At 57.6% G+C, this 26,685-nt stretch carries 27 protein-coding genes; 3 read left to right on the top strand and 24 right to left on the bottom strand.

What is annotated here, in order from left to right; all coding sequences use genetic code 11:
* Positions 1-115: 115 nt before the first annotated feature.
* From FPL19_RS12840 to FPL19_RS12805, 8 genes are all read right to left on the bottom strand, one after another.
* Positions 116-826 (bottom strand): amino acid ABC transporter ATP-binding protein, encoded by a 711-nt coding sequence (locus FPL19_RS12840; RefSeq protein WP_263656808.1) that lies wholly within the window; start codon positions 824-826, stop codon positions 116-118.
* Between the two features lie 98 nt (positions 827-924).
* Complete coding sequence (locus FPL19_RS12835; protein WP_150912953.1) at positions 925-2,010, bottom strand: amino acid ABC transporter permease; 1,086 nt, start codon at positions 2,008-2,010, stop codon at positions 925-927.
* Entirely contained in the window at positions 2,010-3,197 is a 1,188-nt protein-coding gene (locus tag FPL19_RS12830; RefSeq protein ID WP_150912952.1) for an amino acid ABC transporter permease, read from the bottom strand. Before FPL19_RS12830 ends, FPL19_RS12835 begins: the two co-directional genes overlap by 1 nt.
* A gap of 93 nt (positions 3,198-3,290) precedes the next feature.
* A complete protein-coding gene (locus FPL19_RS12825; RefSeq protein WP_404802824.1) occupies positions 3,291-4,322 on the bottom strand; it encodes an amino acid ABC transporter substrate-binding protein in 1,032 nt (343 codons plus the stop codon).
* Between the two features lie 293 nt (positions 4,323-4,615).
* The gene (locus tag FPL19_RS12820) at positions 4,616-5,446 is read right to left on the bottom strand and encodes a hypothetical protein (protein WP_225314413.1); all 831 of its coding nucleotides are present in this window, start codon (positions 5,444-5,446) and stop codon (positions 4,616-4,618) included.
* Positions 5,433-6,536, bottom strand: coding sequence for a hypothetical protein (locus FPL19_RS12815; protein ID WP_150912950.1), 1,104 nt, complete (start codon positions 6,534-6,536; stop codon positions 5,433-5,435). The genes FPL19_RS12820 and FPL19_RS12815 overlap by 14 nt, the downstream gene beginning before the upstream one ends.
* Before the next feature lie 13 nt (positions 6,537-6,549).
* A complete protein-coding gene (locus FPL19_RS12810) occupies positions 6,550-6,876 on the bottom strand; it encodes a DMT family transporter (protein ID WP_150912949.1) in 327 nt (108 codons plus the stop codon).
* Between the two features lie 100 nt (positions 6,877-6,976).
* Positions 6,977-7,747 carry a ferredoxin--NADP reductase gene (locus tag FPL19_RS12805; RefSeq protein ID WP_150912948.1) on the bottom strand — a complete coding sequence of 257 codons (771 nt, stop codon included), beginning with the start codon at positions 7,745-7,747 and terminating at the stop codon, positions 6,977-6,979.
* 116 nt (positions 7,748-7,863) lie between these two features.
* Between FPL19_RS12805 and FPL19_RS12800 the strand changes: the two genes are divergently transcribed.
* Positions 7,864-8,766, top strand: a complete 903-nt coding sequence (locus FPL19_RS12800) for a LysR family transcriptional regulator (RefSeq protein ID WP_150912947.1) — start codon at positions 7,864-7,866, stop codon at positions 8,764-8,766.
* A gap of 9 nt (positions 8,767-8,775) precedes the next feature.
* Here the strand turns inward: FPL19_RS12800 and miaE are convergent, their stop codons facing one another.
* Positions 8,776-9,378: a tRNA-(ms[2]io[6]A)-hydroxylase gene (gene miaE, locus FPL19_RS12795; protein ID WP_150912946.1), complete on the bottom strand. Its 603-nt coding sequence runs from the start codon at positions 9,376-9,378 to the stop codon at positions 8,776-8,778.
* Positions 9,379-9,607: 229 nt separating this feature from the next.
* On the opposite strand from miaE, the gene FPL19_RS12790 reads away from it, so the two are divergent.
* The gene (locus tag FPL19_RS12790) at positions 9,608-12,202 is read left to right on the top strand and encodes a bifunctional aconitate hydratase 2/2-methylisocitrate dehydratase (protein ID WP_150914204.1); all 2,595 of its coding nucleotides are present in this window, start codon (positions 9,608-9,610) and stop codon (positions 12,200-12,202) included.
* A gap of 96 nt (positions 12,203-12,298) precedes the next feature.
* Here FPL19_RS12790 and FPL19_RS12785 read toward each other — a convergent pair whose 3' ends face one another.
* The 14 genes from FPL19_RS12785 to FPL19_RS12720 form a co-directional block, all read right to left on the bottom strand.
* Positions 12,299-13,291, bottom strand: a complete 993-nt coding sequence (locus tag FPL19_RS12785; protein WP_150912945.1) for a zinc-dependent alcohol dehydrogenase family protein — start codon at positions 13,289-13,291, stop codon at positions 12,299-12,301.
* A gap of 23 nt (positions 13,292-13,314) precedes the next feature.
* Positions 13,315-14,061 (bottom strand): sulfite exporter TauE/SafE family protein, encoded by a 747-nt coding sequence (locus FPL19_RS12780; protein ID WP_150912944.1) that lies wholly within the window; start codon positions 14,059-14,061, stop codon positions 13,315-13,317.
* 125 nt (positions 14,062-14,186) lie between these two features.
* Positions 14,187-15,677 carry a sodium/proline symporter PutP gene (gene putP, locus FPL19_RS12775; protein WP_150912943.1) on the bottom strand — a complete coding sequence of 497 codons (1,491 nt, stop codon included), beginning with the start codon at positions 15,675-15,677 and terminating at the stop codon, positions 14,187-14,189.
* Positions 15,678-16,076: 399 nt separating this feature from the next.
* Entirely contained in the window at positions 16,077-16,856 is a 780-nt protein-coding gene (locus tag FPL19_RS12770) for a helix-turn-helix transcriptional regulator (protein ID WP_150912942.1), read from the bottom strand.
* Positions 16,857-16,923: 67 nt separating this feature from the next.
* The gene (gene tmk / locus FPL19_RS12765) at positions 16,924-17,553 is read right to left on the bottom strand and encodes a dTMP kinase (protein WP_150912941.1); all 630 of its coding nucleotides are present in this window, start codon (positions 17,551-17,553) and stop codon (positions 16,924-16,926) included.
* Positions 17,550-18,614, bottom strand: coding sequence for an endolytic transglycosylase MltG (gene mltG / locus FPL19_RS12760; protein WP_150912940.1), 1,065 nt, complete (start codon positions 18,612-18,614; stop codon positions 17,550-17,552). The genes tmk and mltG overlap by 4 nt, the downstream gene beginning before the upstream one ends.
* Before the next feature lie 5 nt (positions 18,615-18,619).
* On the bottom strand, positions 18,620-19,438 hold the full coding sequence (locus FPL19_RS12755) for an aminotransferase class IV (protein ID WP_150912939.1): 819 nt from the start codon (positions 19,436-19,438) through the stop codon (positions 18,620-18,622).
* Between the two features lie 8 nt (positions 19,439-19,446).
* Positions 19,447-20,694: a beta-ketoacyl-ACP synthase II gene (gene fabF / locus FPL19_RS12750; protein WP_150912938.1), complete on the bottom strand. Its 1,248-nt coding sequence runs from the start codon at positions 20,692-20,694 to the stop codon at positions 19,447-19,449.
* Positions 20,695-20,814: 120 nt separating this feature from the next.
* Complete coding sequence (acpP, locus tag FPL19_RS12745) at positions 20,815-21,048, bottom strand: acyl carrier protein (protein ID WP_150912937.1); 234 nt, start codon at positions 21,046-21,048, stop codon at positions 20,815-20,817.
* A 133-nt stretch (positions 21,049-21,181) separates the two neighbouring features.
* Complete coding sequence (gene fabG, locus FPL19_RS12740) at positions 21,182-21,919, bottom strand: 3-oxoacyl-ACP reductase FabG (RefSeq protein ID WP_150912936.1); 738 nt, start codon at positions 21,917-21,919, stop codon at positions 21,182-21,184.
* Positions 21,920-21,946: 27 nt separating this feature from the next.
* A complete protein-coding gene (gene fabD, locus FPL19_RS12735; RefSeq protein WP_150912935.1) occupies positions 21,947-22,882 on the bottom strand; it encodes an ACP S-malonyltransferase in 936 nt (311 codons plus the stop codon).
* A 174-nt stretch (positions 22,883-23,056) separates the two neighbouring features.
* On the bottom strand, positions 23,057-24,082 hold the full coding sequence (plsX, locus tag FPL19_RS12730) for a phosphate acyltransferase PlsX (RefSeq protein WP_150912934.1): 1,026 nt from the start codon (positions 24,080-24,082) through the stop codon (positions 23,057-23,059).
* A 24-nt stretch (positions 24,083-24,106) separates the two neighbouring features.
* Positions 24,107-24,286 (bottom strand): 50S ribosomal protein L32, encoded by a 180-nt coding sequence (rpmF, locus tag FPL19_RS12725; RefSeq protein ID WP_150912933.1) that lies wholly within the window; start codon positions 24,284-24,286, stop codon positions 24,107-24,109.
* 78 nt (positions 24,287-24,364) lie between these two features.
* Complete coding sequence (locus FPL19_RS12720; protein ID WP_150912932.1) at positions 24,365-24,919, bottom strand: YceD family protein; 555 nt, start codon at positions 24,917-24,919, stop codon at positions 24,365-24,367.
* Positions 24,920-25,037: 118 nt separating this feature from the next.
* Here FPL19_RS12720 and FPL19_RS12715 point away from each other — a divergent pair, with 118 nt between their 5' ends.
* Positions 25,038-25,646: a Maf family protein gene (locus FPL19_RS12715; protein ID WP_150912931.1), complete on the top strand. Its 609-nt coding sequence runs from the start codon at positions 25,038-25,040 to the stop codon at positions 25,644-25,646.
* On the opposite strand, the gene FPL19_RS12710 is transcribed toward FPL19_RS12715, so the two are convergent.
* Positions 25,643-26,680, bottom strand: a complete 1,038-nt coding sequence (locus FPL19_RS12710) for a S49 family peptidase (RefSeq protein WP_150912930.1) — start codon at positions 26,678-26,680, stop codon at positions 25,643-25,645. The genes FPL19_RS12715 and FPL19_RS12710 overlap by 4 nt on opposite strands.
* Positions 26,681-26,685: the final 5 nt, after the last annotated feature.

The following is a 26,685-nucleotide window of genomic DNA, read 5'->3' as shown; positions in this document are numbered from 1 at the left end:
ACCGCTTGATTTCGGCCCCGGGTGGGGGCCTTTTCTGCAGGGAACAAAGGTGTCTGAGCGCAGCGAGTTCTTTTTCCCGAAAGAAAAGGCCCCCACCCGGGGGCCAGCCCCACAGTCAGTGTTGCAGAATCTGCTTCAGGAAAGTCTGGGTTCTGGGTTCCTGAGGATTGTTGAAGAACTCGTGGGGCGGAGCCTCCTCAACAATTTCCCCGCTGTCCATAAAGATCACCCGGTCCGCCACCGTCTTCGCAAAACCCATTTCGTGGGTCACGCAGATCATGGTCATACCGCTGCCCGCCAGCTCAATCATGACATCCAGCACTTCCTTGATCATCTCAGGGTCCAGCGCCGACGTGGGCTCGTCAAACAGCATGATCTTGGGCTTCATGCACAACGCCCGGGCAATCGCCACCCGCTGTTGCTGACCGCCGGAGAGCTGGCCCGGGAACTTGTTAGCCTGATCCGGAATCTTCACGCGCTCCAGATATTCCATCGCAGCCGCTTCCGCCTCTTTCCGGGGCGTTTTACGAACCCAGATCGGCGACAGGCAGCAGTTCTCCAACACCGTAAGATGCGGAAACAGATTGAAGTGCTGGAACACCATGCCGACTTCGCGACGCACCGTATCAATGTGGCGAACGTCGTCCGTCAGCTCGATGTTATCGACAATGATCTTGCCCTTCTGGTGCTCTTCCAGACGGTTAATGCAACGGATAAAGGTCGATTTGCCGGAACCGGACGGTCCACAGATCACAATCCGCTCACCCTGGCGGACATTGAGATTCATATCCCGCAGCACATGAAAATCGCCGTACCACTTGTTCATATTCTCGACCCGGATGATATCCGGCTGGTTTTCAGTCTGGCTTGGCACCGGATTATTTGAATCGGTTACCTGGGTTTGTTCTGTCATAGTGTTACCCATCAGGTCTTGTGACCGGTATCTAGTTTACGTTCAAGGTTCTGGCTGTAGCGGGAGATGCCAAAGCAGAAGATCCAGAAACAGAAGGCCACAAAGACATAGCCCTCAATAGCAACGTTCTGCCAGGCCGGGTCGGTAATTGTGGACTGCACCGTGCCGAGAATATCGAACAGGCCGATAATCAGCACCAGCGTGGTGTCCTTGAACAGGGATATGAAGGTATTCACGATGCCCGGAATGACCATCTTGAGCGCCTGAGGCAGAATGATCAGCCCGGTTTTCTTCCAGTAGCCCAGGCCCAGAGCATCTGCCGCCTCGTACTGCCCGCGCGGAATCGCCTGCAGACCACCACGGATCACCTCCGCCATATAGGCCGATTGCCAGAGCGTGATGCCGATCAGCGCGCGCATCAGCTTCTCAAAGTTCATACCCTCTGGCAGAAACAGAGGCAGCATCACCGATGCCATGAACAGCACAGTAATCAGCGGTACCGCCCGCCAGACTTCGATGAATACCACGCAGATGCCGCGGATAATCGGCATCTCCGAACGTCGGCCCAGGGCCAGCACGATCCCGATGGGAAGCGACGCCAGTATCCCGATGTAAGCCAGGATCAGCGTCAGCATCAGCCCGCCCCACTTGCTGCTTTGCACGATTTCGAGCCCAAAACTGCCGCCCGGAACCAGGAAGATGCCGATCAGGGGTAGCCCGGTCAGGCCGAAAATCCCGAACCACTTCCGGCCCGGAAAGCGCTCAATGAACTGGGGCAAAAACGAAACCGCCAGCAGGCCGAACATCACATCGACCCGCCACTGCAGTTCGTCGGGATAGAAGCCGTAAATAAAGAAGTTCAGCCGCTCGTTAATGAACAGCCAGCAGGCACCGGCGCCGGTGCAGTCACTGGGCTCGTCGCCCCGAAAAGTGGCTTCGAAAAAGAGCCAGTTGAAAAGCGGCGCGACGTTGGTGATTACCAGATAACCCACCACAATGGTCAGCAGACTGTTATGCCAGCTGGAGAACAGGTTCTGGCGCATCCAGGCCACAGGGCCGATGGCCAATTTTGGTGGCCTCATCATTTTCTCAGCCATCATCGCTCCTTAATCGCCACGGCCCTGTTATAGATGTTCATAAACAGGGAAATTAACAGACTGATGGTGAGATACACCGCCATGGTAATGGCAACCACTTCCACGGCCTGACCGGTCTGGTTGAGGGTGGTGCCCATGAACACAGCCACCAGATCCGGATAGCCGATGGCCGTTGCCAGGGACGAGTTCTTGGTCAGGTTCAGATACTGGCTGGTCAGCGGCGGAATGATCACCCGCATTGCCTGGGGGATCACTACCAGACGCAGGATACGCCCATTGGGCAGGCCCAGGGCTTTTGCGGCCTCTGTCTGGCCTTTGCTGACCGAGAGAATGCCGGAGCGAACAATTTCGGCGATAAAGCTGGCCGTATAGAGAGACAGCGCAACCCACAAAGCCGCCAGCTCCGGAATGATGGTGATACCGCCGCCAAAGTTAAAGCCTTTCAGCGCAGGCATGTCCCAGGTCATAGGAGAGCCGGCTGCCAGGTAGGCCAGCACAGGCAGAACCACCACAATGGCAAGCCCTACACGGAAGGTGGGAAAAATTTCACCGGTGGCAAGCTGGCGTTTCTTTGCCCATTTACTCAAGCCAACCACGGCAACAATCGCCACAAGAATTGAGCCCCAGACCAGGCCAAAACCCTCCTGGGGAATTGGCTCGGGCAGATACAGGCCGCGATTGTTCAGGAACAGGCTGCCGGCCACCTCCACACTCTGGCGCGGTGACGGCAGGCTGCCCAGCACGGCGAAATACCAGAAAAAGATCTGCAGAAGCAGCGGAATATTACGAATAACTTCGATATAGACCAGCGCAAGCTTGGCCACCAGCCAGTTGCTGGAAAGCCGCGCAACACCGATGATAAAACCGAGAATGGTCGCAGTGACGATACCCATTGCCGAGACCAGCAAGGTATTCATCAGACCTACCACAAAGGTTCGGCCGTAAGTCATGGTGGCGTCGTAGGGCACCAACGACATAATAATGCCGAAGCCTGCCGTTTCTTCCAGAAATCCGAAGCCGGTACTGATGCCTCGGCTTTGCATATTGGTGAGAGTGTTATCAACCAGTGTCCAGCCGCCCCAGAAAACAAGGGCAATGGCTACAATCTGGAAAAAAAGTGCGCGTATTCGGGGGTCGTACCAGGGTTTGGGCCCTGAGGGCCTCGAATCAGTCGTCTGTTTTTTCATGAATTATCCCGGAAAGCTGTACCGCGATGAAGTAAATCACGAACACAACGGGCTGGCCCGTATCCGGACCAGCCCGCTGCACGCTTTCAGGTCTTAACGAACCGGCGGCGCGTACATGATGCCGCCTTCAGTCCACAGCGCGTTGATACCACGAGACAGCCCCAGCGGAGTGTCCGGGCCAACGTTACGGTCGTACATTTCGCCGTAGTTACCAACCAGCTTGATAGCCTGGTATCCAAAATCGTCACGCAGACCGAGCTTGGCGCCCATATCACCATCGGTACCCAGCAGACGCTGAATATTCGGGTTGTCCGACTTCAGCATCTGGTCAGCATTGCTGCTGGTGACGCCCAGTTCTTCGGCATTGATCTGGGCCGACAGAACCCACTTCACGATATTGAACCACTGATCATCACCCTGACGAACCACGGGGCCCAGAGGCTCTTTGGAAATGGTGTTCGGCAGGATTTCGGCAGAACTCGGGTCCTGCAACTTGGAACGCAATGCCGCCAACTGCGAACGGTCAGAAGTCAGCACGTCACAGCGACCGGCGGCGAAGCCCTGTACGGTCTGCTCAGACGTATCGAATACGATTGGCTGGTATTCCATGCCCTTGGCACGGAAATAGTCCGACAGGTTCAGCTCTGTTGTGGTGCCTGCCTGGATACAGATCGTTGCACCGTTCAGTTCCGTTGCATCGTTAACACCAAGCTCTTTCTTGATCAGGAAGCCCTGGCCGTCGTAGTAGTTAACGCCTGCGAAGTTCAGGCCAAGCGACGCATCCCGCGTCAGTGTCCAGGTGGTATTCCGGGACAACATGTCAATCTCACCGGACTGCAGCGCGGTAAAACGCTCCTTGGCAGTCAGTGGCGTAAACTCGACCGCCTGTGCATCGCCGAAAATGGCAGCGGCAACCGCGCGACAGGTGTCAACGTCGATACCGGTCCAGTTGCCCTCGCTATCCGGCTGGGAGAAGCCTGGCAGACCGCTGGTCACGCCACACTGCAGGTGCCCCTTTTCTTTTACACTTTCAAGAGTTGTCGCAGCACTGGCAAATGGCACTGCCAGGACACCGCACAGCATTACTGCACCTGCGGCAATTGACTTGGTCTTATTCATTATCATTTCTCCGAAATCCGTGGGTTTGAGAAGCACAAACTGCCCAGCAACTAACGAGCCACAAATGCATCTCAATGTTTTTGTTAATTTTTTTAATCTCAGTCCATTCTGTTTTGTGAATCAGGCCACAAAACTGTGCACTCAACGCCTCAGTTCAGCGCACGCTTCGGCGTTTTGGGGTCATCTTTCAAAACGCTCTATTACAAAGTAGAAGCGCAAAGCGAAATCAACCAGTTTTCGGCAATTTTTCTTTGCATTTCCGCCTTGTGAGGCTTCTTGCCTGATGCCTCAGGCCTATACTATTCCGGCTCACGGTAAGAGGCCAGACGATTCAGCCAGCCCGCCAGCCAACGTTCTTTTTCAATGGCTCTATCGGCATTATTGGCACGCCGCGTGAGCGCCCGTTCAGCGGACTCCCGAAAAGACTGCAGCGAGCTGTCCGCCTCACCCTGGTCCATGCCTTGCAGAACCTGAAGCAGGCCCCAGCCTTCATCTTTGTAGCGTTCCGTGGCCGCCAACCCTTCGCCTTTGAAATTGACATAGTCAATCAGGGCATACACCCCGCCGGGTGTGGCCATCAGGCTGCGAATTCGGTCCGACAGGCCTGCCCGCTCAGCCGCGGGCACTGCTGCCACAATCCGACCCAGCGACTCGTTCGCACGCTGCACCAGAAAACCCGCCTGCAGGCCCTTGGTCGACGCCAGAAAGTCTTGCAACTCATCACGTTGCCCGCTATCAGACTTTTGTAGCATGGCCTGCCGATCGGCCCACGGGGCATCAAAAGGCTGCAAGGTAGCCAGCCAGCTGGGAAGATCTGCGCCCTGTGCAGACAGGTAGTCGATCATTGCGGGAAAGCTCTCGACGAACGGCCCTTCGACACCGGCGGGATACCAGATGAAGTGGCCTATCCCAAGAGAAGGGAAGGCTTCGCCCTGATTCCAGTGCACCAGGCACGCTTCTTTGCCCGCGCACTCGTTGTGGAAGACCTGACTACCAATCCAGTCGAGGGATGCCTGATCAAGTGGTTTGCCGCCCGGCCCGAAGTTAAGCTGCCTTTCGCCCGGGTTTTCCGAACACCCGCACAGGATCAGCATCACCAGTAAAACGCAAAACGATTCAGAACGTTGCACGCTGACGCCGACCTCTCAGCCAGATAACCAGGCCGGTCAGCCCCCGCAGCAGGCCGGTCAATGGCACAAGCAGCCAACTGAGAACGTAGAAAGCGGGAATCAGAAGCAGCGACCAACCGGCAATCTGCATCGTAAGGGGCGGCAGCCCCAGAACCTCAGCGGTGGAGGCAAAAAAATCACTGATCAGGCTCGGGTGTGTCACCACCAGGTAGCCTACCCCGATCACCGCCGGCCATTTGGCGTATCGTGCGCTGGACAGCAAAATCCTCGCGCTGCCAGTCATTCGAGCCGCCAACGCCGCTGAGCGTGTGGATACCCGGGCGCCCTGGGTGGTTTTCGCCACCGCGCGCCCGGCCCGAAGAAACTTGACCGCACTGGCAAAAACCAGCACGTCCACCGACGCCCAGCCAATCTCGCTGGCCGTTACATCTCCGTCGGCACGGTAGCTGGACTCAAGCTGGCGAATACCGCCGGTGAAAAATCCGGTGACACCTTCGGTGATCCTCTCGGTCTGGATCCACTGCACTTCGCCATCCGGGCCCACCTGGAACTGCCCCAGAAAATCCGCACCCTCACGATCAATAAAGTTAATGGCGTACCAGCCTCGCTCCGCGGGTGCGAGGGGGCCAGCGTCCGGCTGCTGCGATGGCGTATCACTTGACTGCTCACCCAGACTGCGGAAATAGTCGCGGGCCCGCCGGAACTGGATTGATGTGCTGTTCATCCACTCTACCGTGCTCACAGAATTGCGCAGGTAATAATAAATTGGCGGCAGGGCATGCTCGCCGTAGAGACGAAGCACGCGCTGGAACTCCGGCTCGGAAGCGTAAAGAGGGAAAATGGCCCGGGCCATCTCCGGATAGACCATCAGGGCTGCGCGAGCCTTCAGCAGCAGAAGCGGGTCGTCGCCCAGATCGATCACCGCCGCCTTGAGCTCGATGGGTTCGTCTTTCAGCCCGCTGAAACCATCCAGTTTTTCCTGGGCGTGGATGGCTATCAGCCGTTGATCCACCGGCACTGGCTCCGATTGATAACTCACTACAACGGCCACCAGTAGCGCCAGCAGAAAAACCCAGAACGCTTTTCTCAAGGCTTCACCTCGGTCAGACAGCGGATGAAAAGAGGTTGATCACAGTAACCCCTGCCACAATAAGGGCAATACCGGCCAGCGCAGGCACATCCAGTTGCTGACCGAAAAACACCGATCCCACAAGCGCAATCAGCGCCACCCCGGCGCCGGCCCAGACCGCATAAGCAATACCGATCGGCAGAGTTCTAAGAGTAAGCGACAGAAAATAGAACGCAACTACATAAGATACGACCACCGTCAGTGACGGCCAGAAGCGGGTGAACCCCTCCGCCTGTTTGAGGAAGGAGGTGCCGAGTACTTCGGCAAAGATGGCAATCATCAGATAAATCCAGTGAATCATGATCAGACCTTTTTTGCACCGGAAACAAAAACCCCCGGAGTGGCAGCCCCGGGGGTTTTATGAACGGCAGTAGCGTTAATGAACGAAATATCTGCAGACTTTACTTCTCCACAAACGCCCGTTCAATCACGTAATGACCCTGATGCCCCTGACGGGCTTCCTGAAATCCCATCCGATCAAGAATGGCACAGGTGTCTTTCAGCATGGCCGGGCTTCCGCAGACCATGAACCGGTCATTCTCCAGATCGAAATCCGGAAGCCCCAGGTCGCTGGTCAGCTTGCCGCTTTCCATGGCATCGGTCAGACGACCGGTATTGCGGAAGTCTTCCCGGGTCACCGTCGGATAATATTTCAGCTTGCCATCAACCATTTCACCGAAGAATTCGTTGTTCGGCAGGTCTTCAATTTCGTCCTGATAGGCCAGTTCCGATTTGTAACGCACCCCGTGAGTGACGATGACATTGTCAAATGCCTCGTAGATCTCGGGATCCTTGATAATGCTGATAAACGGCGCCAGCCCGGTGCCGGTACTGATCATCCACAGGTTCTTGCCCGGCAGCAGGTTGTCGGCAATCAGGGTGCCGGTAGGCTTGCGGCTGACCATGATTTCATCGCCCACCTCGATCTTCTGCAGGCGGGAAGTCAGCGGGCCGTCCTGTACCTTGATGGAAAAGAACTCCAGCTCTTCTTCATAGTTTGCACTGGCAATACTGTAGGCGCGCATTAGCGGCTTGCCGTCCGTCTCCAGGCCGATCATGGTGAAATGACCGTTCTTGAAACGAAACCCCGGGTCTCGGGTTGTCGTGAAGCTGAAGAGTGTGTCGTTCCAGTGACGAACACTTGTTACACGCTCTTTGTTCAGGTTGCTCATGATTCTGCCCGTCTGTTTACCGGTTAAATGTGAAACTCTATTGTCCTAATGATAACGCGGGAGTAACCTATCGACAAAATGGGATATTCTCATAACCTTATTCGGAATTATCGATTATGAAGTTCAGCTTCCGACAACTCGAAGTTTTTCTGGCTGCCGCTCACTACCAGAACATTACCAAAGCAGCAGACTCCCTGGCCATGTCCCAGTCCGCCGCCAGCAGCGCGTTGAAGGAACTGGAAAACCAGTTTGATATCCAGCTTTTCGATCGGGTCGGGAAACGGCTTCAGCTCAATGAACTTGGCCGACTGTATCGGCCCAAGGTCGAGGCCCTGCTGGCCCAGTCCGGTGAACTGGAGCAGGCCTTCAGCCAGCATACCGAGGTGGGCGCCCTCAAAGTCGGCGCTACCCTGACCATCGGGAACTATCTGGCTGTCGGGGTGATGGCCCGTTATATGAGCGCCCCCACCCATCCCCGGGTCTCCCTGGAAGTGGCGAATACGCGCACCATCGCCAAACGGGTCAGCGATTTTGAACTGGACATAGGGCTGATTGAGGGCGAGCTGCAATCAACAGAGCTGAATGTCGTGCCCTGGCGCGGGGACGAGCTGGTGGTTTTCTGTTCACCCAGGCATCCACTGGCCGCCAAAAAGGACCTGAACGACGAAGACCTGAGGCAGGCCACCTGGGTTATGCGGGAACAGGGCTCGGGCACCCGTCAGACCTTCGAAAGAGGCATGCACGGACTACTGCCGGACCTGAACATCCTGCTGGAACTGGAACACACGGAGGCCATCAAGCGGGCGGTGGAGGCCAATCTCGGCATTGGCTGCCTCTCGCGGGTCTGTCTGGCGGACGCGTTTCGACGGAAAAGCCTGGTTCCGCTGAGCGTACCAGCCTATCGCAAGTTCGACAGGACCTTCTATTTCATTCTGCATAAACAGAAGTATCGCAGTGCCGGAATTGATCGCTGGATTGATCTATGTGAACAGCTGGAGGACCCGCCCCTGCCGGAATAGCTTACCCCGTCAGATCGGGCCGCTGTGAAACCGGAATTCGGTATCGGGGGATTCAACCAGCGACTTTTCAATGGCCAGAAAAGCCTCCACCCGATCATCCACCGGGCCGCCCGCGGCACGCTCCGCCAGAGTAAGGTAATCCTGATAGTGGCGCGCTTCGGATTTCAGCAGCCCGTTGTAGAAATCCGCCAGTGTGCTGTCAAGATGCGGTGCCAATGCGGCAAACCGCTCGCAGGAACGGGCTTCGATAATGGCCCCGACAATCAGCACATCCACCAGCCGGCCCGGGTCTTCCGCCCTCACCTCTTTGCGCAGTCCCGCAGCATAACGGGCAGGCGTCAGGTGATCGTAGGTGACCCCGCGCTTTTTCATGATGGCCAGAACCTGCTCGAAATGACGCAGCTCTTCCCGGGCCAGACGGGACATCTTGTTGAGCAGGTCCGGATTGTCGACATAGCGATACATCAGGCTGAGTGCTGTGGAGGCCGCCTTTTTCTCGCAGTGGGCGTGATCAATCAGCATCAGATCCTGGTTGGCCAGCGCGTTTTCTATCCAGCGCAAGGGCGTTCTGCAGGGCAGGAATTCATGGATGGCGGTCAGTGCTTCGTTCATAGCTCGCAACGGTTCAGCAATTCGGGGTGGGCAGTATACACGACCTCAGGAGCCGCTCCGACCTCTCGGCAGGCGGATTCAGCGCAAGCAGCACACTAACGTCCAGCTTAACTTCGCCGGGGCTTTCCTATAGAATGCAGCGCCAACTTGACGCCTTTTCCACCATAAAACTCCCGCCAGGCAACGACGCCGACCGAGCGGGACATTCCAACTGATGAGGACCCCTATCGTGTTAGAAGCCTATCGTGAACACGTTGCTGAAAGAGAAGCCCTGGGCATTCCCCCCAAGCCTTTGAACCCCGAGCAGACCGCGGCCCTGGTCGACCTTCTGAAAAACCCGCCAACGGGCGAGGAAGAAACTCTGGTTTACCTGCTGGAAAACCGCATTCCGCCCGGCGTTGACGAAGCCGCCTACGTAAAAGCTGCTTTCCTGTCCGCCATTGTCAAAGGTGAAGCGACTTCCCCGCTGATCGACAAAAAGAAGGCCGTGCAGCTGCTGGGCATGATGCAGGGCGGCTACAACATCGCCACTCTGGTTGACCTTCTGGACGATAGCGAACTGGCCGAGCTGGCCGGCAAGGAACTCAAGCACACGCTGCTGATGTTCGATGCGTTCAACGACGTTAAAGAAAAAATGGACGCCGGCAACGCCGTCGCCAAAGACGTGATCGAATCCTGGGCCAGCGCCGAGTGGTTCACCAACAAGAAAAAGGTTCCCGAGAGCACCAAAATGGTGGTGTTCAAGGTCACCGGCGAGACCAACACCGACGACCTGTCCCCGGCCCCGGATGCCTGGTCCCGCCCGGATATCCCGCTGCACGCCCGTGCTGCCTATAAAATGGAACGCGATGGCCTGAAGCCGGAAGAGCAAGGCGTTACCGGCCCGATGAGCCAGATTGACGAAATAAAATCGAAAGGTTACCCGGTTGCCTTCGTTGGCGACGTGGTTGGCACTGGCTCCTCACGGAAGTCTGCCACCAACTCGGTTCTGTGGTTCTTCGGTGATGACATCCCGGGTGTGCCCAACAAGCGTGCCGGCGGTGTCTGTATCGGTAACAAGGTTGCCCCGATCTTCTTCAACACCATGGAAGACGCCGGCGCGCTGGTATTCGAAGCGCCGGTTGACGATATGAACATGGGCGACGTGATCGAAATCCGTCCCTACGAAGGCAAAATCCTGAACGAAGCCGGCGAAACCATCTCCGAATTCGGTTTCAAATCCGATGTGATCCTGGACGAAGTCCAGGCCGGCGGCCGTATCCCGCTGATCATCGGCCGTGGCCTGACTGCCAAGGCACGCACTGCGCTGGGCCTGGGCGCCACAGACATCTTCCGCCTGCCGGACGATCCGGAAGCGGGCACCAAGGGCTTTACCCTGGGCCAGAAGATGGTCGGCAAGGCCTGTGGCCTGGAAGAAGGCAAGGGCGTTCGTCCCGGCACCTACTGCGAGCCACACATGACCACCGTGGGCTCCCAGGACACTACCGGCCCGATGACCCGCGACGAGCTGAAAGACCTGGCGTGTCTGGGCTTCCAGGCCGATCTTGTCATGCAGTCCTTCTGTCACACCGCCGCCTATCCAAAGCCGGTAGACGTGGAAATGCAGCACACCATGCCCGACTTCATCCGCACCCGTGGCGGTGTTTCTCTGCGTCCGGGCGACGGTATCATTCACAGCTGGCTGAACCGCATGCTGCTGCCGGACACCGTCGGTACCGGTGGTGACTCCCACACCCGTTTCCCGATGGGCATCTCCTTCCCGGCCGGTTCCGGCCTGGTGGCATTTGCCGCGGCCACCGGCGTTATGCCGCTGGATATGCCGGAATCGGTTCTGGTTCGCTTCAAGGGCGAAATGCAGCCGGGCATCACCCTGCGTGACCTGGTACACGCCATTCCGCTTTACGGCATCAAGCAGGGCCTGCTGACCGTTGAGAAGAAAGGCAAGATCAACGAGTTCTCCGGTCGCATCCTGGAAATCGAAGGCCTTGAGCACCTGACCGTTGAGCAGGCGTTCGAGCTGTCTGACGCCTCTGCTGAGCGGTCCGCCGCCGGTTGCACCATCAACCTGTCGGAAGAGTCCGTGGCTGAATACCTGCGCTCTAACATCACCATGCTGCGCTGGATGATTGCCGAAGGCTATGGCGATCCCCGTACCCTGGAGCGTCGTGCCCAGCAGATGGAAGAGTGGATTGCCGATCCGAAGCTCATGCGTGCTGATAAAGACGCCGAGTACTCGCATGTGGTGGAAATCGACCTGGCCGAGATCAAGGAGCCGATCGTCTGCTGCCCGAACGATCCGGACGATGCCCGCACCCTGTCCGAAGTGGCTGGCGACAAGGTGGACGAAGTGTTCATTGGTTCCTGCATGACCAACATCGGTCACTTCCGTGCCGCCGGCAAACTGCTGGCACAGAACAAGGAGCCCCTGAAAACCCGTCTGTGGATGTCTCCTCCCACCAAGATGGATCAGGCGCAGCTGATGGAAGAAGGCTACTTCAACATCTACGGCACCGCCGGTGTGCGCACCGAGATGCCGGGCTGCTCCCTGTGCATGGGCAACCAGGCACGCGTGGCGGCCAAGAGCACAGTGCTGTCCACCTCCACCCGTAACTTCCCGAACCGCCTGGGCGATGGTGCCAACGTGTACCTGACCTCCGCGGAACTGGCAGCTGTGGGTGCGGTCCTGGGCAAACTCCCCTCCGCTGCGGAGTACATGGAGTACGCCAAGGACCTGAACAGCATGTCGAAAGAGATCTACAAGTATCTCAACTTCGACCAGATGGAGAACTACACCAGCAAGGCTTCTGAGGCGACCGTCGCCTAAGAGCCCAACTTGTAGTTCTGCCAGACGAAAACGCCAGCCTCCGGGCTGGCGTTTTTTATTGGGTGCAGCAAATTGCTTTGCTTGTCAGCGCTGGCCTCAGCGCTCCAACAGAATCTTGCCCACTGCCAAGCCGGACTCAATCCGGCGATGGGCCTCGCCAATCTGACTGAACCGGTAACGTTGCTCATCCAGCAATGGCCGCACCCTGCCTTGTTCCAGCGCATCCGTCAGCGCTGCCATCAGCCTTGGCTGGTCATCCATGCCGATGCCGTGAAGCAGCGGAAGCGAACGGAAAATGACATGCAGGGTCAGGCTTTTGGCGTGCATCAACGTCAGGTCGTGGCTGGAACGGGTGTTGATACAGCACAGCCGCCCGCCTATGGCTGCCGCCTCCATGGAGCGGTCGATATTTTTCCCGCCGACGGTGTCGAACACCAGGCTGAATCCCTTTCCATCAGTGAGTCTCTGCCGATAGTCGTCCACTGACTCTTCCCGGTAGAAAATAATGTCGTCAGCCCCCAGATCCCGGGCTATCGCAGCCTTGTCTTCCGTGGACACCGTGGTAGCGACGCGTGCACCCATCGCCTTGGCAATCTGGATGGCCACATGGCCCACACCCCCGGTGCCGGCATGAATCAACACGTGCTCGCCAGGCTCCATCGCTGCCCGGTCAACCAACGCCGACCAGGCGGTCAAAAACACCAGCGGCAGAGCGGCGCATTCAGCCAGAGGCAGAGAAACTGCCGGTGTGCGTTTCGCCAGCAGGCGCACATCGGCGACCATGTAGTCCGCCAGCGCACCCTGCCACTGGCTGACACCGCCGGCACAACCGAAGACTTCATCCCCTACGGCAAAAGCGGTGACTCCAGAACCGACGCTATCCACTACGCCAGCGACATCACCATTGAGTATGGCCGGCATGGCTGGTCCTGTTTTCACCAGCCCGGAACGGATCTTGGTCTCCAGCGGATTCACGCTGGAAGCCACAACCCGAATCCGCACCTGTCCCTCCCCCGGTTCCGGTGTCGGCACTTCCCGCTCAACGAAAACCTCCGGGCCACCAAACGCTTCAATAACCATGGCTTTCATGACTGCTACCTCCAGAATGCGAATCAGTAAACAATAAGCCGGACCAGAATCGCCGCTACCATCACTAGCGTGATCCATTTCACCCACTTGGCGCCGGTACGGCTTACATTGACCCGCACCGCGATAAACGCTCCGGTAATATTGCCAAGAGCCAGGGTAAGGCCCATTCCCCAGCGCACCTGGTCACTGATGGCGAAAATCAGCAGAGCGGGCAAGGTGTACAGCAGAACGATAGCCACCTTGAATACATTCACCTGGCGCAGGTCAATCCGCAGCATGCGGTACAGCACAACCAGAAAAAGCGCACCGACTCCTACCTGGATAAAACCACCATAAACGCCAATCAGAAACATCGCCAGGTAGATCACCGGTCCCAGCCGCTCTGTCGTCAAAGGCCGGGTGTCCAACTCTGGCTGTGGCAACAGCATGAACACGGAAGCGCCAATCATGGCGACCACCAACACAAACTCGAAAACCGCGTCAGCGACCCAGGTTGCTACCCAGGCCCCCAGTAGCGAGCCCAGAACCGCCGGCACGGCCAGGTACAGGCTGACCACTAGGTTACCGTGACCCATACGGTGGAACGACCCTACCGCGGTAATGCTCTGGAATGTAATAGCGACACGGTTAGTGCCATTGGCTACCTGGGGCGGCAGCCCCAGAAACATCAGCAACGGCAAGGTCAGCATGGAACCGCCTGCTGACAGCACGTTGATGAATCCGGCAAGGCCCCCCAGGGCAAGCAGGGCCAGAATTTCCAGAATCGTCATAATGAATACCGCAAAATTCAAAGCCCGAACGAAACAAACCCCCGCTGGAAGGCGGGGGTTTGTTGGCAGTCTAGCAGGGTTTGTGTCCGTCCCTGCTACTACTTAAGGCGCTAGGCGCCTGAGCATTACCGCTCGATATGCTGATACTCGCCAGCATCTGCGGTCACACTGCTTACCACCAGGATGGCGAGCATGGAGGCGATGAAGCCAGGGATGATTTCGTATACACCCGGTCCACCCATGAACGAGCCGTTCCAGCCCATCGAGATCCATACAATGACCGTGGCAGCACCCACAACCATGCCGGCGATAGCGCCCGCACCGTTGGTCCGCGACCACATCAGCGACAGGATAATCAGCGGACCGAACGCCGCACCGAAGCCTGCCCAGGCATTACTGACCAGCGCCAGAACCTGAGAGTCCGGGTCGGATGCGATAACCGCAGCAACCAGACCGACCAGTACAACACAGACCCGGCCAATCCTGACACATTCCTTGTCGGTCGCGTCCTTCCGCAGGAACAAGCGGTAGAAATCCTCTGTCAGTGACGACGAAGACACCAGCAACTGACTGGAGATGGTACTCATGACCGCCGCAAGCAGGGCAGCATAAAGGAAGCCAGTGATCAGCGGGTGGAACAGCAGATTGGAGAGGATAATAAAGATGGTTTCCGGATCTTCGATGTCCATGCCGTTACGAATCGCGTAAGCACGGCCGAAAACGCCCAGAGACACAGCACCGATCAGGGAAATCAGCATCCAGGACATGCCGATATTACGAGCAACCGGGACGTCTTTCAGGGTGCGGATCGCCATGAAACGCACAATGATATGGGGCTGGCCGAAATAACCCAGGCCCCAGGTAACCGCGGACAACCAGCCTATAAAGGTCAATCCCTCCGTCCAGGATAGCAACGAGGGGTCGACTTCATTCAGCGTCTGCGTGGCCTGGGCAAGACCACCACCCCCTTCACCGAAGAGCACAACCAGCGGCATGATCACCAGTGCCAGCATCATGATGCAGCCTTGCACAAAGTCCGTCATGCTCACCGCCAGGAAGCCGCCAACCACGGTATAGACCAGGACCACACCCAGGGTGATCACGATACCAACCGCGTAATCACTCATTCCGCCGAAGTTGAAAATTCCGGAGAACGCGCTTTCAAACAGCTTGCCGCCGGCAACCAGGCCAGACGCCGTATAAACCGCAAAAAAGATGACGATAACAACGGCTGACACGGTACGCAGTGAAAGCGCCTGTGTCGGGAAGCGGTTGGCCAGGAAGGACGGGATGGTAATTGCATTGCCGTAGTGAACGGTCTGTTCCCGCAGCCGCGGGGCCACTAGCGTCCAATTGAAGAAAGCACCTACAAGCAGGCCGATACCGATCCAGGCTGAGCCCAGACCAGACGCAAACATCGCGCCGGGCAGACCCAGAAGCAACCAGCCACTCATATCCGACGCGCCGGCGGATAGTGCCGCGACCTTGGGACTGAGAGATCGTCCGCCCAACATGTAATCTTCAGATGAGGACGTAGATGTGCGCATGGCATAAACGCCAATGGCGATCATGAGCGCAAAATAACCAAATAGACTAATCCAAACACCAATAGCCATGAAATTCCTCCAGTACTTTGGGCCAGAACGGATCCTGACCGTTTGGTACGCTTACCGCGCCAGGCCCGGCAGTCGCACTCTTTGTTTTTCTTACCCTTTCTCCTGCCCCGTCAAAACGGCACGGATACCACTCACTAACGACAGCTCGCGATTGTCAGTAATGACCTCCTTAGGGTTTTCCTATTGATCATTTCGTCCAATTCGACGCCCCGATAGCGAATTACATGAAGGATAGGCCCCATATGGGCATTTTTCAGGTATTTAACCGATTTAATTTCACAGGCGGATATCCCGAGGCTGTATACCGGCCAACATAAGTTAGTCGTCAGACAGAATTCGGGCTTACAGAAAACTACGGTTATTTTGCAAAATCCTACGGGGTTGCCGTTTCCGGCTTTATCAGAGGGCGCAGGCAGTCGAACGAAGCCGGGCAGGCGTGGTTCCTTTGTGCTTTCGGAGTGCATTGGTCAGCGCACTCTGGGAGGAGAATCCGGTACGGTAACTGACTTCGGAAATACTCAGAGTGGTGTCGGCCAGAAGCTGGACAGCCTGTTCAAGGCGGGTCTGAAGCAGGAACTGATGCGGGGTTACCCCGATGACATCACGAAACATTTCGTGAAACCGGCTGACGCTCAGGCAGGCCACCCCGGCCAGGTCGCTCACGGTAATCTTGCTTTGAAGATTTTCCATGATGTAACGACGAAGCGTTTCCGGACTGATTCCGTGGCGGTTCGGCCGAACCTTTCGGTCGTCATTGATTCGTTCCGCCATGCAATGAAGAATGCCTGCCCCGAGATGGCGCTTCATTTCGTCATTGTCGGGAGAACGGTGAAACTCACCGGCTACAAACTGCACCAGCCCCTGAAGACGGCTGTCGAGAACAAGTGTTCTGGGCCGCTCGAAGAGCGGTGCAAGCTTTTCATAATCGCCGTGGTGCGGGCTGCTGAGCTCCGGCATGGAGGGGTCAAGATTGATCACCAGAACGTGGTTCTGCAGGTCACCGCAGTAGTCGTGCCGGGCCTGGGTCGGCACCAGGCAGGCTCGCCAGGTGTCCAGGTGTGAGCCGGTGCCATCCACATCGAGATCCGCTTCGCCTCGCACACCGACGACGATCTGATGGTGCTCGTGCCGATGCCGGTGCGAGGCGGCGGGGAGTTTTAGCAGACGAGCATCCAACATAGTCACAGGCTGACCAAGGACAGAGAATATGGATTCATTAAAACAGACGCGGTCATTTTTTGCACGATTACCGGGTAGCAAAGGACCTCAGCAACCCGGCAACCTCTTCGCTCACCGCTTCCAGCGGCCGGGCAGCGTTGACCCTGTGGTACCGCTGCGGGGCGCTGGCTGCCCGCTCCAGATAGGTCTGACGTATGCGCTCGAAAAACGCCACTGTCTCCCGCTCGAACCGGTCCAGCTCACCCCTGTGCCTGGCACGGGCCATTCCTGTCTCAACCGTCGCATCCAGCAGCACCACGTGGTCCGGGCGGACATCTCCCTGCACCAGGGTTTCCAGGGTGGCGATAGCGTCTGCAGACACACCCCGGCCACCGCCCTGGTAGGCGAAAGTGGCGTCGGTGAATCGATCACACAACACCCAGCGACCCGCAGCCAGTTCCGGAAGTATCCGGGTGTGAAGGTGCTGAGCCCTGGCCGCGAACATCAGTAGCAGTTCGGTAAGATCATTCACCGGCTCGTCACGGGGTGTCAGCAAGAGTTCACGAATGGATTCCGCCATGGGCGTACCGCCGGGCTCACGGGTCACCACCACGTCAATATTCATCGCCTTCAGAACCGAGGCGGCATTTTCCAGCTGAGTGGATTTACCAACCCCCTCTGTGCCCTCAAAGGTTATGAACTGGCCTCTGCTGCTCATGGCTTATCCTCGGGCTCACCGTCATTGGCCGGCGCCGGTGAAGACCGGTAGTCTGACCGCCGATTGAGCTGAAACTCTCGCACCGCCTTCTGGTGTTCCGACAGGGTTCGGGAGAATTTGTGGGTACCATCCCCACGGGCGACAAAATAGAGGGCATCTCCTTCCGCGGGGTGCAGCGCGGCGTGAATGGCCTCCCGGCCCGGCAAAGCGATAGGCGTGGGCGGCAGCCCATCGATCCGGTAGGTGTTGTACCGGGTATAGGTACGAAGATCGTTACGAGTGATCCGCCCTTTATACTTGTCTCCCATACCGTAAATAACGGTCGGGTCGGTTTGCAGCCTCATCCCCTTTTCAAGGCGCCTGACGAACACCCCCGCCACATCGCCTCGTTCATGAACTGCCCCGGTCTCCCGCTCCACAATCGAGGCCATGATCAGCGCTTCATAGGGCGTGTCGTAGGGCAGATCTTCAGCCCGTGTCTCCCACTCTTCCTCGAGCACCCGCTCCATTTTCCGGAACGCCCGCTGGTATAGATCGAGGTCGGTTTCGGTTTCAGTGAACAGATAGGTATCCGGGAAGAATCGGCCTTCAGGATGGTCGCCTTCGGCCCCCACCGCCGCCATGATGCGCTCATCGGTCCAGTCGGTGGTTACCTTTTGCAGCCGGCCGTTGCTTGCCATGGCCTGTCTCATCTCGCCAAAGGTCCAGCCCTCAATGAACTGAATCTGCCAGTGCTTGATGTCCCCGGCGACCATCTTCCGAATCATTTCCACGCCGGACAGACCGCTGGAGAATTCGTACTGGCCGGCTTTCAGGCTAGCCTGATCCGGATTCAAACGACCGTAAACCCGCACCCAAAGGCTGTCGTTTACGAACCCGGCCTGCTCCATCGAACGGGCAACCTGGTCATAGCTGGCGCCTTTTGGCACGGTGAACAACACGGATTCTTCCAGGGGAACAGGCTGCTCAAGGGTCTGAAGGCCCTGCCAGAGCCACAGGCCCAGACCGGAACCCAGAAGAAACGCAAAGGAGACGACGACAACGATTAACTTCTTGAACAAGCGATTTATTCCAAGGTTTTTAGAGGGTCACAGATTGTCGCAAGAGTGCCCTCTACAGGCAAACTTACCGAATCAAGCAGCCGCACGGAGACAATTCCGAATACGCTATTGAGCAGGTACAGGCCGCGGAGCCCGGGTAATAGGTCGATCCGGGCGGGAAGAGATCGCTCAACAATCGTCTCCCCGGCTGCCTGCAGACACTCAATGGCATACTGGCGCATAACCCCTGCCACGGCAACGGCATCTGCGGCGGGTGTGATCCACTCATCATCTGTATGCACCATCAAATTGGTGCGTGTGCCTTCGACCGGCAGGCCGGAGGGGTCTGCCATGATCAGCTCCCACTCCTCACCGGTAAATTCCCGGCTGGCCATCACCTGCTCCAGGCGATTCAGGGTTTTGATGCCGGCAAGGCGCGGGTTGACCGTCAAAGGGAAGCTGGCAAACCTGGCCACCACGCCCTCCGGCCCGGGGATGGCCGGCAGCTGGGATGCTGAGACAATAAGGGTCGGGGCTGATGACTCCGGTGGACGATACCCACGGCCGCCGCTGCCGCGGGTAAGGATCATCTTCAGAATCCAGGAACCGGATGCGTCCCCGGGCAGCAAACGACGGGCAGCCAGAGTCAGCTGGTTGTCCAGTTCAGCGTAATCGGCGTCAATACCCAGGCGCCCGGCATCCGCAACCAGGCGATCGAGATGATGGCGCCTCAGTACCGCCTGATATCCGCACATCCGGATGGTCTCAAACAGCCCGTCACCGTAGGCCAGGCCTCGATCGGCTGCGGATACGGCCTCGCTGTCTGCATACACGACCTTCAACACGGTGCCGATCAGTCCTCGAAACGACGGAAGATCAGCGTGCCATTAGTGCCGCCAAAGCCGAACGAATTGGACAGCACGGTGCGAACGTCCGCCTTGCGACTGCCGTCTGCCACAAAATCCAGATCGCAGCCCTCTGCCGGGTCTTCAAGGTTGATGGTCGGCGGTAGAACGCCATCGCGAATAGCCAATACCGAGAAGATAGCCTCGACAGCGCCCGCGGCCCCGAGAAGGTGTCCGGTCATGGATTTGGTGCTGCTAACGGCCAGCTGGTGGGCATGGCTACCAAAGACCGATTTTACCGCCTGAACCTCGGCCAGATCGCCAACATGGGTGGAGGTGCCATGGGCATTAACGTAGTCGATATCCGACGGCGATATCGCGGCATCGCGGAGTGCATTTTCCATCGATCGCGCCGCGCCGGCGCCGCCCTCGGGTGGCGAGGTAATGTGAAAGGCGTCATCACTCATGCCGAAGCCAACCACCTCGCCCAGGATATCCGCACCACGGCGGCGGGCATGCTCCAGATCCTCAAGCACTAGCACGCCGGCCCCGTCGCTCAGCACAAAGCCATCGCGGCCCTTGTCCCATGGCCGACTTGCCCGCTCGGGCTCATCGTTCCGGGTGGACAGTGCCCGGGCCGCAGAGAACGCGGCGATGGAGCTTCGGGTTGTGGCCATTTCCGATCCACCGGCCAGCATGACATCTGCATCACCGTAAGCGATGGTTCGGGCCGCATAGCCAATGTTATGGGTACCGGTTGTGCAGGCCGTAACAATCGCAATGTTCGGCCCCTGGTAACCGAACCGGATGGCGACGTTGCCGGAAATCATGTTGATCACCGACGCGGGCACAAAGAAAGGGGACACCTTGCGTGGCCCCCCGTTTTCCATGTTGATGATGTTTTTCTCGATGAATTCCAGGCCGCCAATACCGGAGCCTATCGCCACACCCACGCGCTCTTTGTCAAGTTCCTGAAAATCTCCAAGGCCGCTGGAGTCCACCGCCTGCTGGGCAGCGATCAGACCGTAGTGAATAAAGGCGTCCAGCTTTCTGGCGTCCTTGGTGGACAGATATGACTCCAGATCCAGATCCTTCACGGCTCCGCCAATCCGGGTGCTGTAGCCCGTCGTGTCAAAGCGATCAATCTGCGAAATACCGCTTGCACCTTTCAGAACCCCATCCCAGGACGATGCCACATCGTTGCCAAGGGGCGAAAGCATGCCCATACCGGTAATCACAACGCGTCGTTTAGTCATAATCCCTCACCTGAAGCAGTATTGCCTTCCAGAAAAAACATCAGAATATCCAATAAAAAAGCCGCCCATTGAATATTCACATGGACGGCTTCTTGCCTGGCTTATAGACCGATCAGACGATCAGGTATGCGCAACGATATAATCAATTGCGTCCTGAACGCTCGTCAGTTTCTCAGCTTCTTCATCGGGAATTTCAGTTTCAAACTCTTCTTCCAGTGCCATGACGAGCTCAACGGTGTCCAGTGAGTCAGCGCCAAGATCCTCTACAAAAGAAGAATTGTTCTGAACCTCGGACTCTTTCACGCCCAACTGCTCACAAACAATCTTCTTAACGCGCTCTTCAACTGTACTCATAATGTCCTCACTTTTGTGTCAACCAAGCAACTCGGATGCTGCCAGTTTAGTTTAAACCCAACCTGCGAACAAGCAGGGGTTCCATTCAAACATGTTGCGCAACAAGGAGTTGCGCATTCAGCCCGGAAACGGGCTAGCCCATGTACATGCCACCGTTGACGTTGATTGTCTCACCCGTCACGTAAGCGGCTGCGTCCGATGCCAGAAACGCAACCACGGCTGCTACTTCTTCCGGCTCGCCCAGACGACCCGCGGGTATGACTTCCATCATAGCTTCGCGTTGCCTGTCGTCCAGTTTTCGGGTCATATCCGTGTCAATAAATCCGGGGGCAACGCAATTGGCAGTGATGCCCCGGTTGGACATTTCCTTGGCCAGACTCCGCGTGAAACCTTCAACACCGGCCTTGGCCGCACAGTAATTGGCCTGTCCGGGATTGCCCATACCGGCAACCACCGAGCTGATATTGATAATGCGTCCCCAGCGGGCCTTCGCCATGCCCCGCAACACAGCCTTGCTGGTGCGATACACGCTGGACATATTGGTCTCGATAACGGACGACCAGTCATCGTCCTTGAGACGCATCAACAGATTATCCCGCGTGATACCTGCGTTGTTGACAAGAATGGCGGGTGCGCCGGATTGCTCTGCAATCTGTTTGAGCCCGGCTTCGATGCTGGCGGGATCGGACACGTCCATGACCATGCCATAGCCACCGGACGCTTTCAGATCAGCGGAAATGGACTCGGCGCCCTGCTCGCTGGTTGCCGTACCAATCACGGTGGCGCCCTGTTCCGCCAGCGCCGCGGCGATCGCCTTTCCGATGCCGCGTGTGGCACCGGTAACAAGCGCAGTCTTACCTGAAAGCGACATGCTTAACTCCCTTGATGTTTCTGAAACTCACTTTTCAAAGCCTTCGAGAGCCTGAGCCAGCGCATCCGGATCGTCAATGCCATAGACCTTGAGATCGCGGTCGATTCGTTTGGCAAGCCCCGCCAGAACCCTGCCGGCACCGCATTCCACAGCGACACCTACCTGCTGATCGACCATAGTCCGAACAGAATCCGTCCACAAAACCGGGGAAAAAAGTTGCCTGACGAGATTGGCTTTCAGGGTCTTGCTGTCCGTTTCTGGTTGAGCCGTCACATTCTGAACCACCGGAATGACAGCATCATGAAAATCCACCTCGTCCAGAGCAGTCGCCAGCTCACGGGCGGCGCCTTCCATCAGCGCGCAGTGAGAGGGAACGCTCACCGGAAGCGGCATCGCCTTACGGGCCCCTCGCGACTTGCAGGCATCGATCGCCCGATCCACTGCCTCAGTGGAGCCAGCAATAACCACCTGCCCGGGCGCGTTGAAATTCACGGCTGACACTACATCGCCAGCCGCTGCCTCTTCGCAGGCTCCCGTCACCTGGGCGTCTTCCAGGCCAATAATAGCGGCCATTTTCCCGGCGCCCGCCGGCACAGCGGTCTGCATCAGCTCGCCGCGCAACCGGACAAGCTTGATGGCATCAAAAAAATTCAGGCTCTCGGCTGCCACCAGCGCGCTGTACTCACCCAGGCTGTGGCCTGCGAGGAAGTCCGGGGACTGTCCTCCCGCCACAAACCATTGGCGCCAAAGGGCCACGCTTGCCGTCAGCAGGGCCGGCTGGGTAACCGTGGTCTGATTGAGGTCCTCGGCCGGTCCCTGCTGACACAGGTGCCACAGGTCGTAGCCCAGCACGGCGGACGCCTCGGCAAAGGTTTTTTCGATAATCGGCCAGCTCTCGGCTGCCTTGGCAAGCATGCCGACAGACTGGGATCCCTGGCCTGGAAAAAGAAACGCTGATTTCATAGGCAGAATGTTACCGCTTAAGTCGGTGACTTGAGATTAGCCAATAGTACAACCCGGCCTGCGTGAGGCGAATCGGACGGTTGATGAACTGACTCTAGTCGCTGTTGGCCAGTCTCACCACCCCGATTCCTGAATCGGCCGGTCTGGCCTTTGCATAAAGCGGGCGTCGTTAAATCAGAACATCAGGTCGTCGAGGCGTTCATTGATCCGGCCGGGGACTTCCAGCTGGACTTCACGAACCGCCTGGCGAATAGCTGCCAGCATGGCACGCTCATTGGCATTGCCATGGCTCTTGATCACAACACCCTGAAGGCCCAGCAGGCTGGCACCGTTGTGGCGTGACGGATCCATAAGACGCAGGAGCCGGCCGATGATCGGCCGTGCCAGAAAGCCGATAACTTTGCCGTAAAGCGTTCGGGTAAACGCCTGCTCAAGCAACTCGATCAGCAGCCCTGCCACCCCTTCTCCGGTCTTGAGGGCGATATTGCCGACAAACCCGTCACACACGACCACGTCCGCCACATCCCGGAACAGGTCGCTGCCCTCGATGTAACCGATATAATTGATGGTGTCGCACTGGGCCAGCATATGAGAGGCCAGACGCACCTGCTCATTGCCCTTGATTTCCTCTTCGCCGACGTTGAGCAGAGCTACGCGCGGCTCAGCCTGGTTGCAGATAGCAGAGGCCATCAGGGAACCCATCAGGGCATACTGATAGAGATTTTCAGCAGACGAATCGACATTGGCGCCCAGGTCAAGGACGTGACAACGGCCGCGGAGCGAGGGAATCAGTTTGGCAATGGCCGGCCGCTCGATGCCAGGATACATACGGATTACCGAGCGGCCGAATGCCATCAGGGCGCCGGTATTGCCAGCACTGACACAGCCCTGGGCCACATTGTCCCGCACCAGGCCAAGGGCAATCGCCATTGAGCAGTTGCGCTTGTGGCGCAGGGCATGAGAGGGGCGTTCGTGCATCCTGACCACATCCGCCGCCTCAACGATGCGGATGCGCTCATGGCCCTGACGCAACAAGGCCTCGAGTTCGCTCCGGATACCAACCAGAACAATACTCAAGGCCTCGTTTTCATTCACGGCAGCCAGGGCTGCCGGCACAACAACGGACGGGCCGCGATCCCCGCTCATGGCATCAATCGCGATGGTGACCGGCTTTACCGTTCCGCCATCTGGATCTGGCATTAGTGGGTTCCCGCTGGCCGCTGGTTACTCGTCGTTCGCCTCAATAACCTGCTTGCCACGATAGAAACCGTCAGGCGAAACGTGGTGACGACGATGCACTTCACCGGTAGTGGTATCGGTGGACAGGGCCGCCGTGCTGAGGGCATCGTGGGAACGACGCATGCCGCGCTTTGAGCGGGTCTTTCGGTTCTTCTGTACAGCCATGATTATGCTCCTGACCTGATCAACGTATGTTCACAAAAACGCGCTGCACGCTCCCGATGGAAAGCCTGCAACGCCAGTTCAATGTTTCTTTGTCTTCAGCCCCGCCAGCACGCTGAACGGGTTATCATCAGACGTCTGTTCGGGCTCGTCTGCCGCAGCGCCCGACTCCAGCGACTCGAGAGTAGCGGAAGCCGAGCACTCGTTGCGCTCGTGGAGCGGGAACGGCGGTAACGCCAACAACAACTCATCTTCCGCCATCGACCACAGATCAGCACTGAAATCGTCGGTCAAAAACGGCTCAAGCTCTTTTGGCAGTTGTTGTGCCTGCTCGTCTGTTGTGACCAGCCCCAGCGTGAACCGGGAAACCAGGGTAAAAGGCATGGGCCCCATACACCGCTGACACTCCAGAACCACCGGCGCCGATAACTCGCCAGCCACCATCCGACGCCTTTCACTATCGAGAGAGAACGACAGCGTAATCTGACACTGGCTGCCTTCTTCAGTCCGAAAAACCGCATCCCGAAAACGAGACAACGCCTTCAGAGGAATCGCTCCCTCCAGAGTGACGTTTTGCTCTGCCAACCTGAATGGGTCGACAGTTCTGGGCAGTTCGGCGTTTGACGCATTTGACATAGGCGCGCAATTCTAGGGGCCTGACCCGCCGGTGTCAAAGACTTCCTCTGTTTTTGAGCAGAGCCAGCGGCACCTGTAAGTGTATTCTACAATATTCCTTTCGTCCCCGGAGTCAGCTATGCCACAACCACTACTACTTGCCTCGTCATCGCCCTACCGCAGAGAACTGCTGATGAGGCTTGGACTGCCTTTCGAAACAGCCTCGCCGGACATTGACGAAGCACCCCGTGAAGGAGAAGCCGCCGACACGCTGGCTGTTCGCCTTGCCCGGGAAAAGGCCAGCGCACTCGCCGCCGCCTACCCTGATCACTGGATTATCGGCTCCGACCAGGTCGCCTCGCTGGAAGACGGCCGGCACCTTTCCAAACCCGGCAACATGGACAGGGCCATCGATCAGCTTTGCCGCAGCAGCGGGCAGGCCGTCACTTTCTTTACCGGACTCTGTCTTCTGAACGCGGCCAATGGCGAGCAACAGACCCACTGCGAGGTGTTCACCGCCCACTTTCGCGACCTGTCCCGTGAGGAGATCAAATACTACCTCGCCATCGAGCAACCGTTTGATTGCGCCGGCAGTTTTAAAATGGAAGGACTGGGCATTGCTCTTTTCCACTCACTGGAAGGCCGGGACCCGAACAGCCTGGTTGGCCTGCCCCTGATCGCACTGAACGCCATGTTATGCAACTGGGGACTGAATCCGCTTCTGGCGTCCAGCCTGGAGAGGCGCTAGCGCAACTGCAATCTTGATTCCATCAGATAATCGGCAATACCACTTCCGATGGATACCCCGAACTGATCGACAATGTCCTGGATGGGCGACTTGCGATGGCTATAGTCAACCAGTTCTTCCTGACCGACAATCTGCCGGGCAACGAAGGAGGTACTGCCAAGACCGTCAACCAGACCCAGACCAAGCGCCTGCTCTCCGCTCCAGACCAGGCCTGAGAAAAGCCGCTCGTCGTCCACAAGACGATCACCCCGCCCTTTGCGAACGCTCTCGATGAACTGCTGGTGCGTAGTTTTCAAAACACTTTCCCAGAATTCCACCTCTTCCTCTTTTTCCGGCGAAAAGGGGTCCAGGAACGCCTTGTTCTCTCCTGCTGTGTAAAGGCGACGGTTAACGCCAAGCTTTTCCATGGCACCGGTAAAGCCGAAGCCCCCGGCAACAACGCCGATAGAACCCACAAGGCTGGCCCTGTTGGCGTAGATTTCATCCGCTGCCGCTGCAATATAGTAGGCGCCGGACGCCCCCACGTCGGATATGACGGCATACAGCTTCTTGTCCGGGTACTCGTCTTTAAGGCGCATCATTTCATCGTAGATGTAGCCGGACTGGACCGGGCTTCCGCCGGGGCTGTTGATTCGCATGATGACGGCAACCGAATTCTCGTCCTTAAAGGCGTTACGCAAAGCGCTGACGATATGATCGGCACTGGCAATCTCGTCTGCCGCGATGGTTCCGTTCACCTCCACAAGGGCGGTGTGCTTTCCGGTCGCGCTGTCGAGACTGCCCATGCCCGGGAACTGGATCAGGAAAAACAGGGCGAACAGGTAGGTGAAGGTCAACAGCTTGAAAAAGATGCCCCAGCGGCGGCTCTTGCGTTGCTCGGACTGAAGCGACATCACCAGCTTTTCGATCAGCTTCCAGTCACGGGCAGACTCTGGCCGCTCCACCGGGCGACGCCCACCTGAAGCCGAACCCTCGCCACCGGACACCGGCTTGTCGCCCCACCCAGACTTCTGATCTGAATCCCATTCACTCATACAAA

The organism is Marinobacter halotolerans, assembly GCF_008795985.1.
GTDB lineage: Bacteria > Pseudomonadota > Gammaproteobacteria > Pseudomonadales > Oleiphilaceae > Marinobacter > Marinobacter halotolerans.
This window is presented reverse-complemented; position numbering and strand designations above follow the sequence as displayed.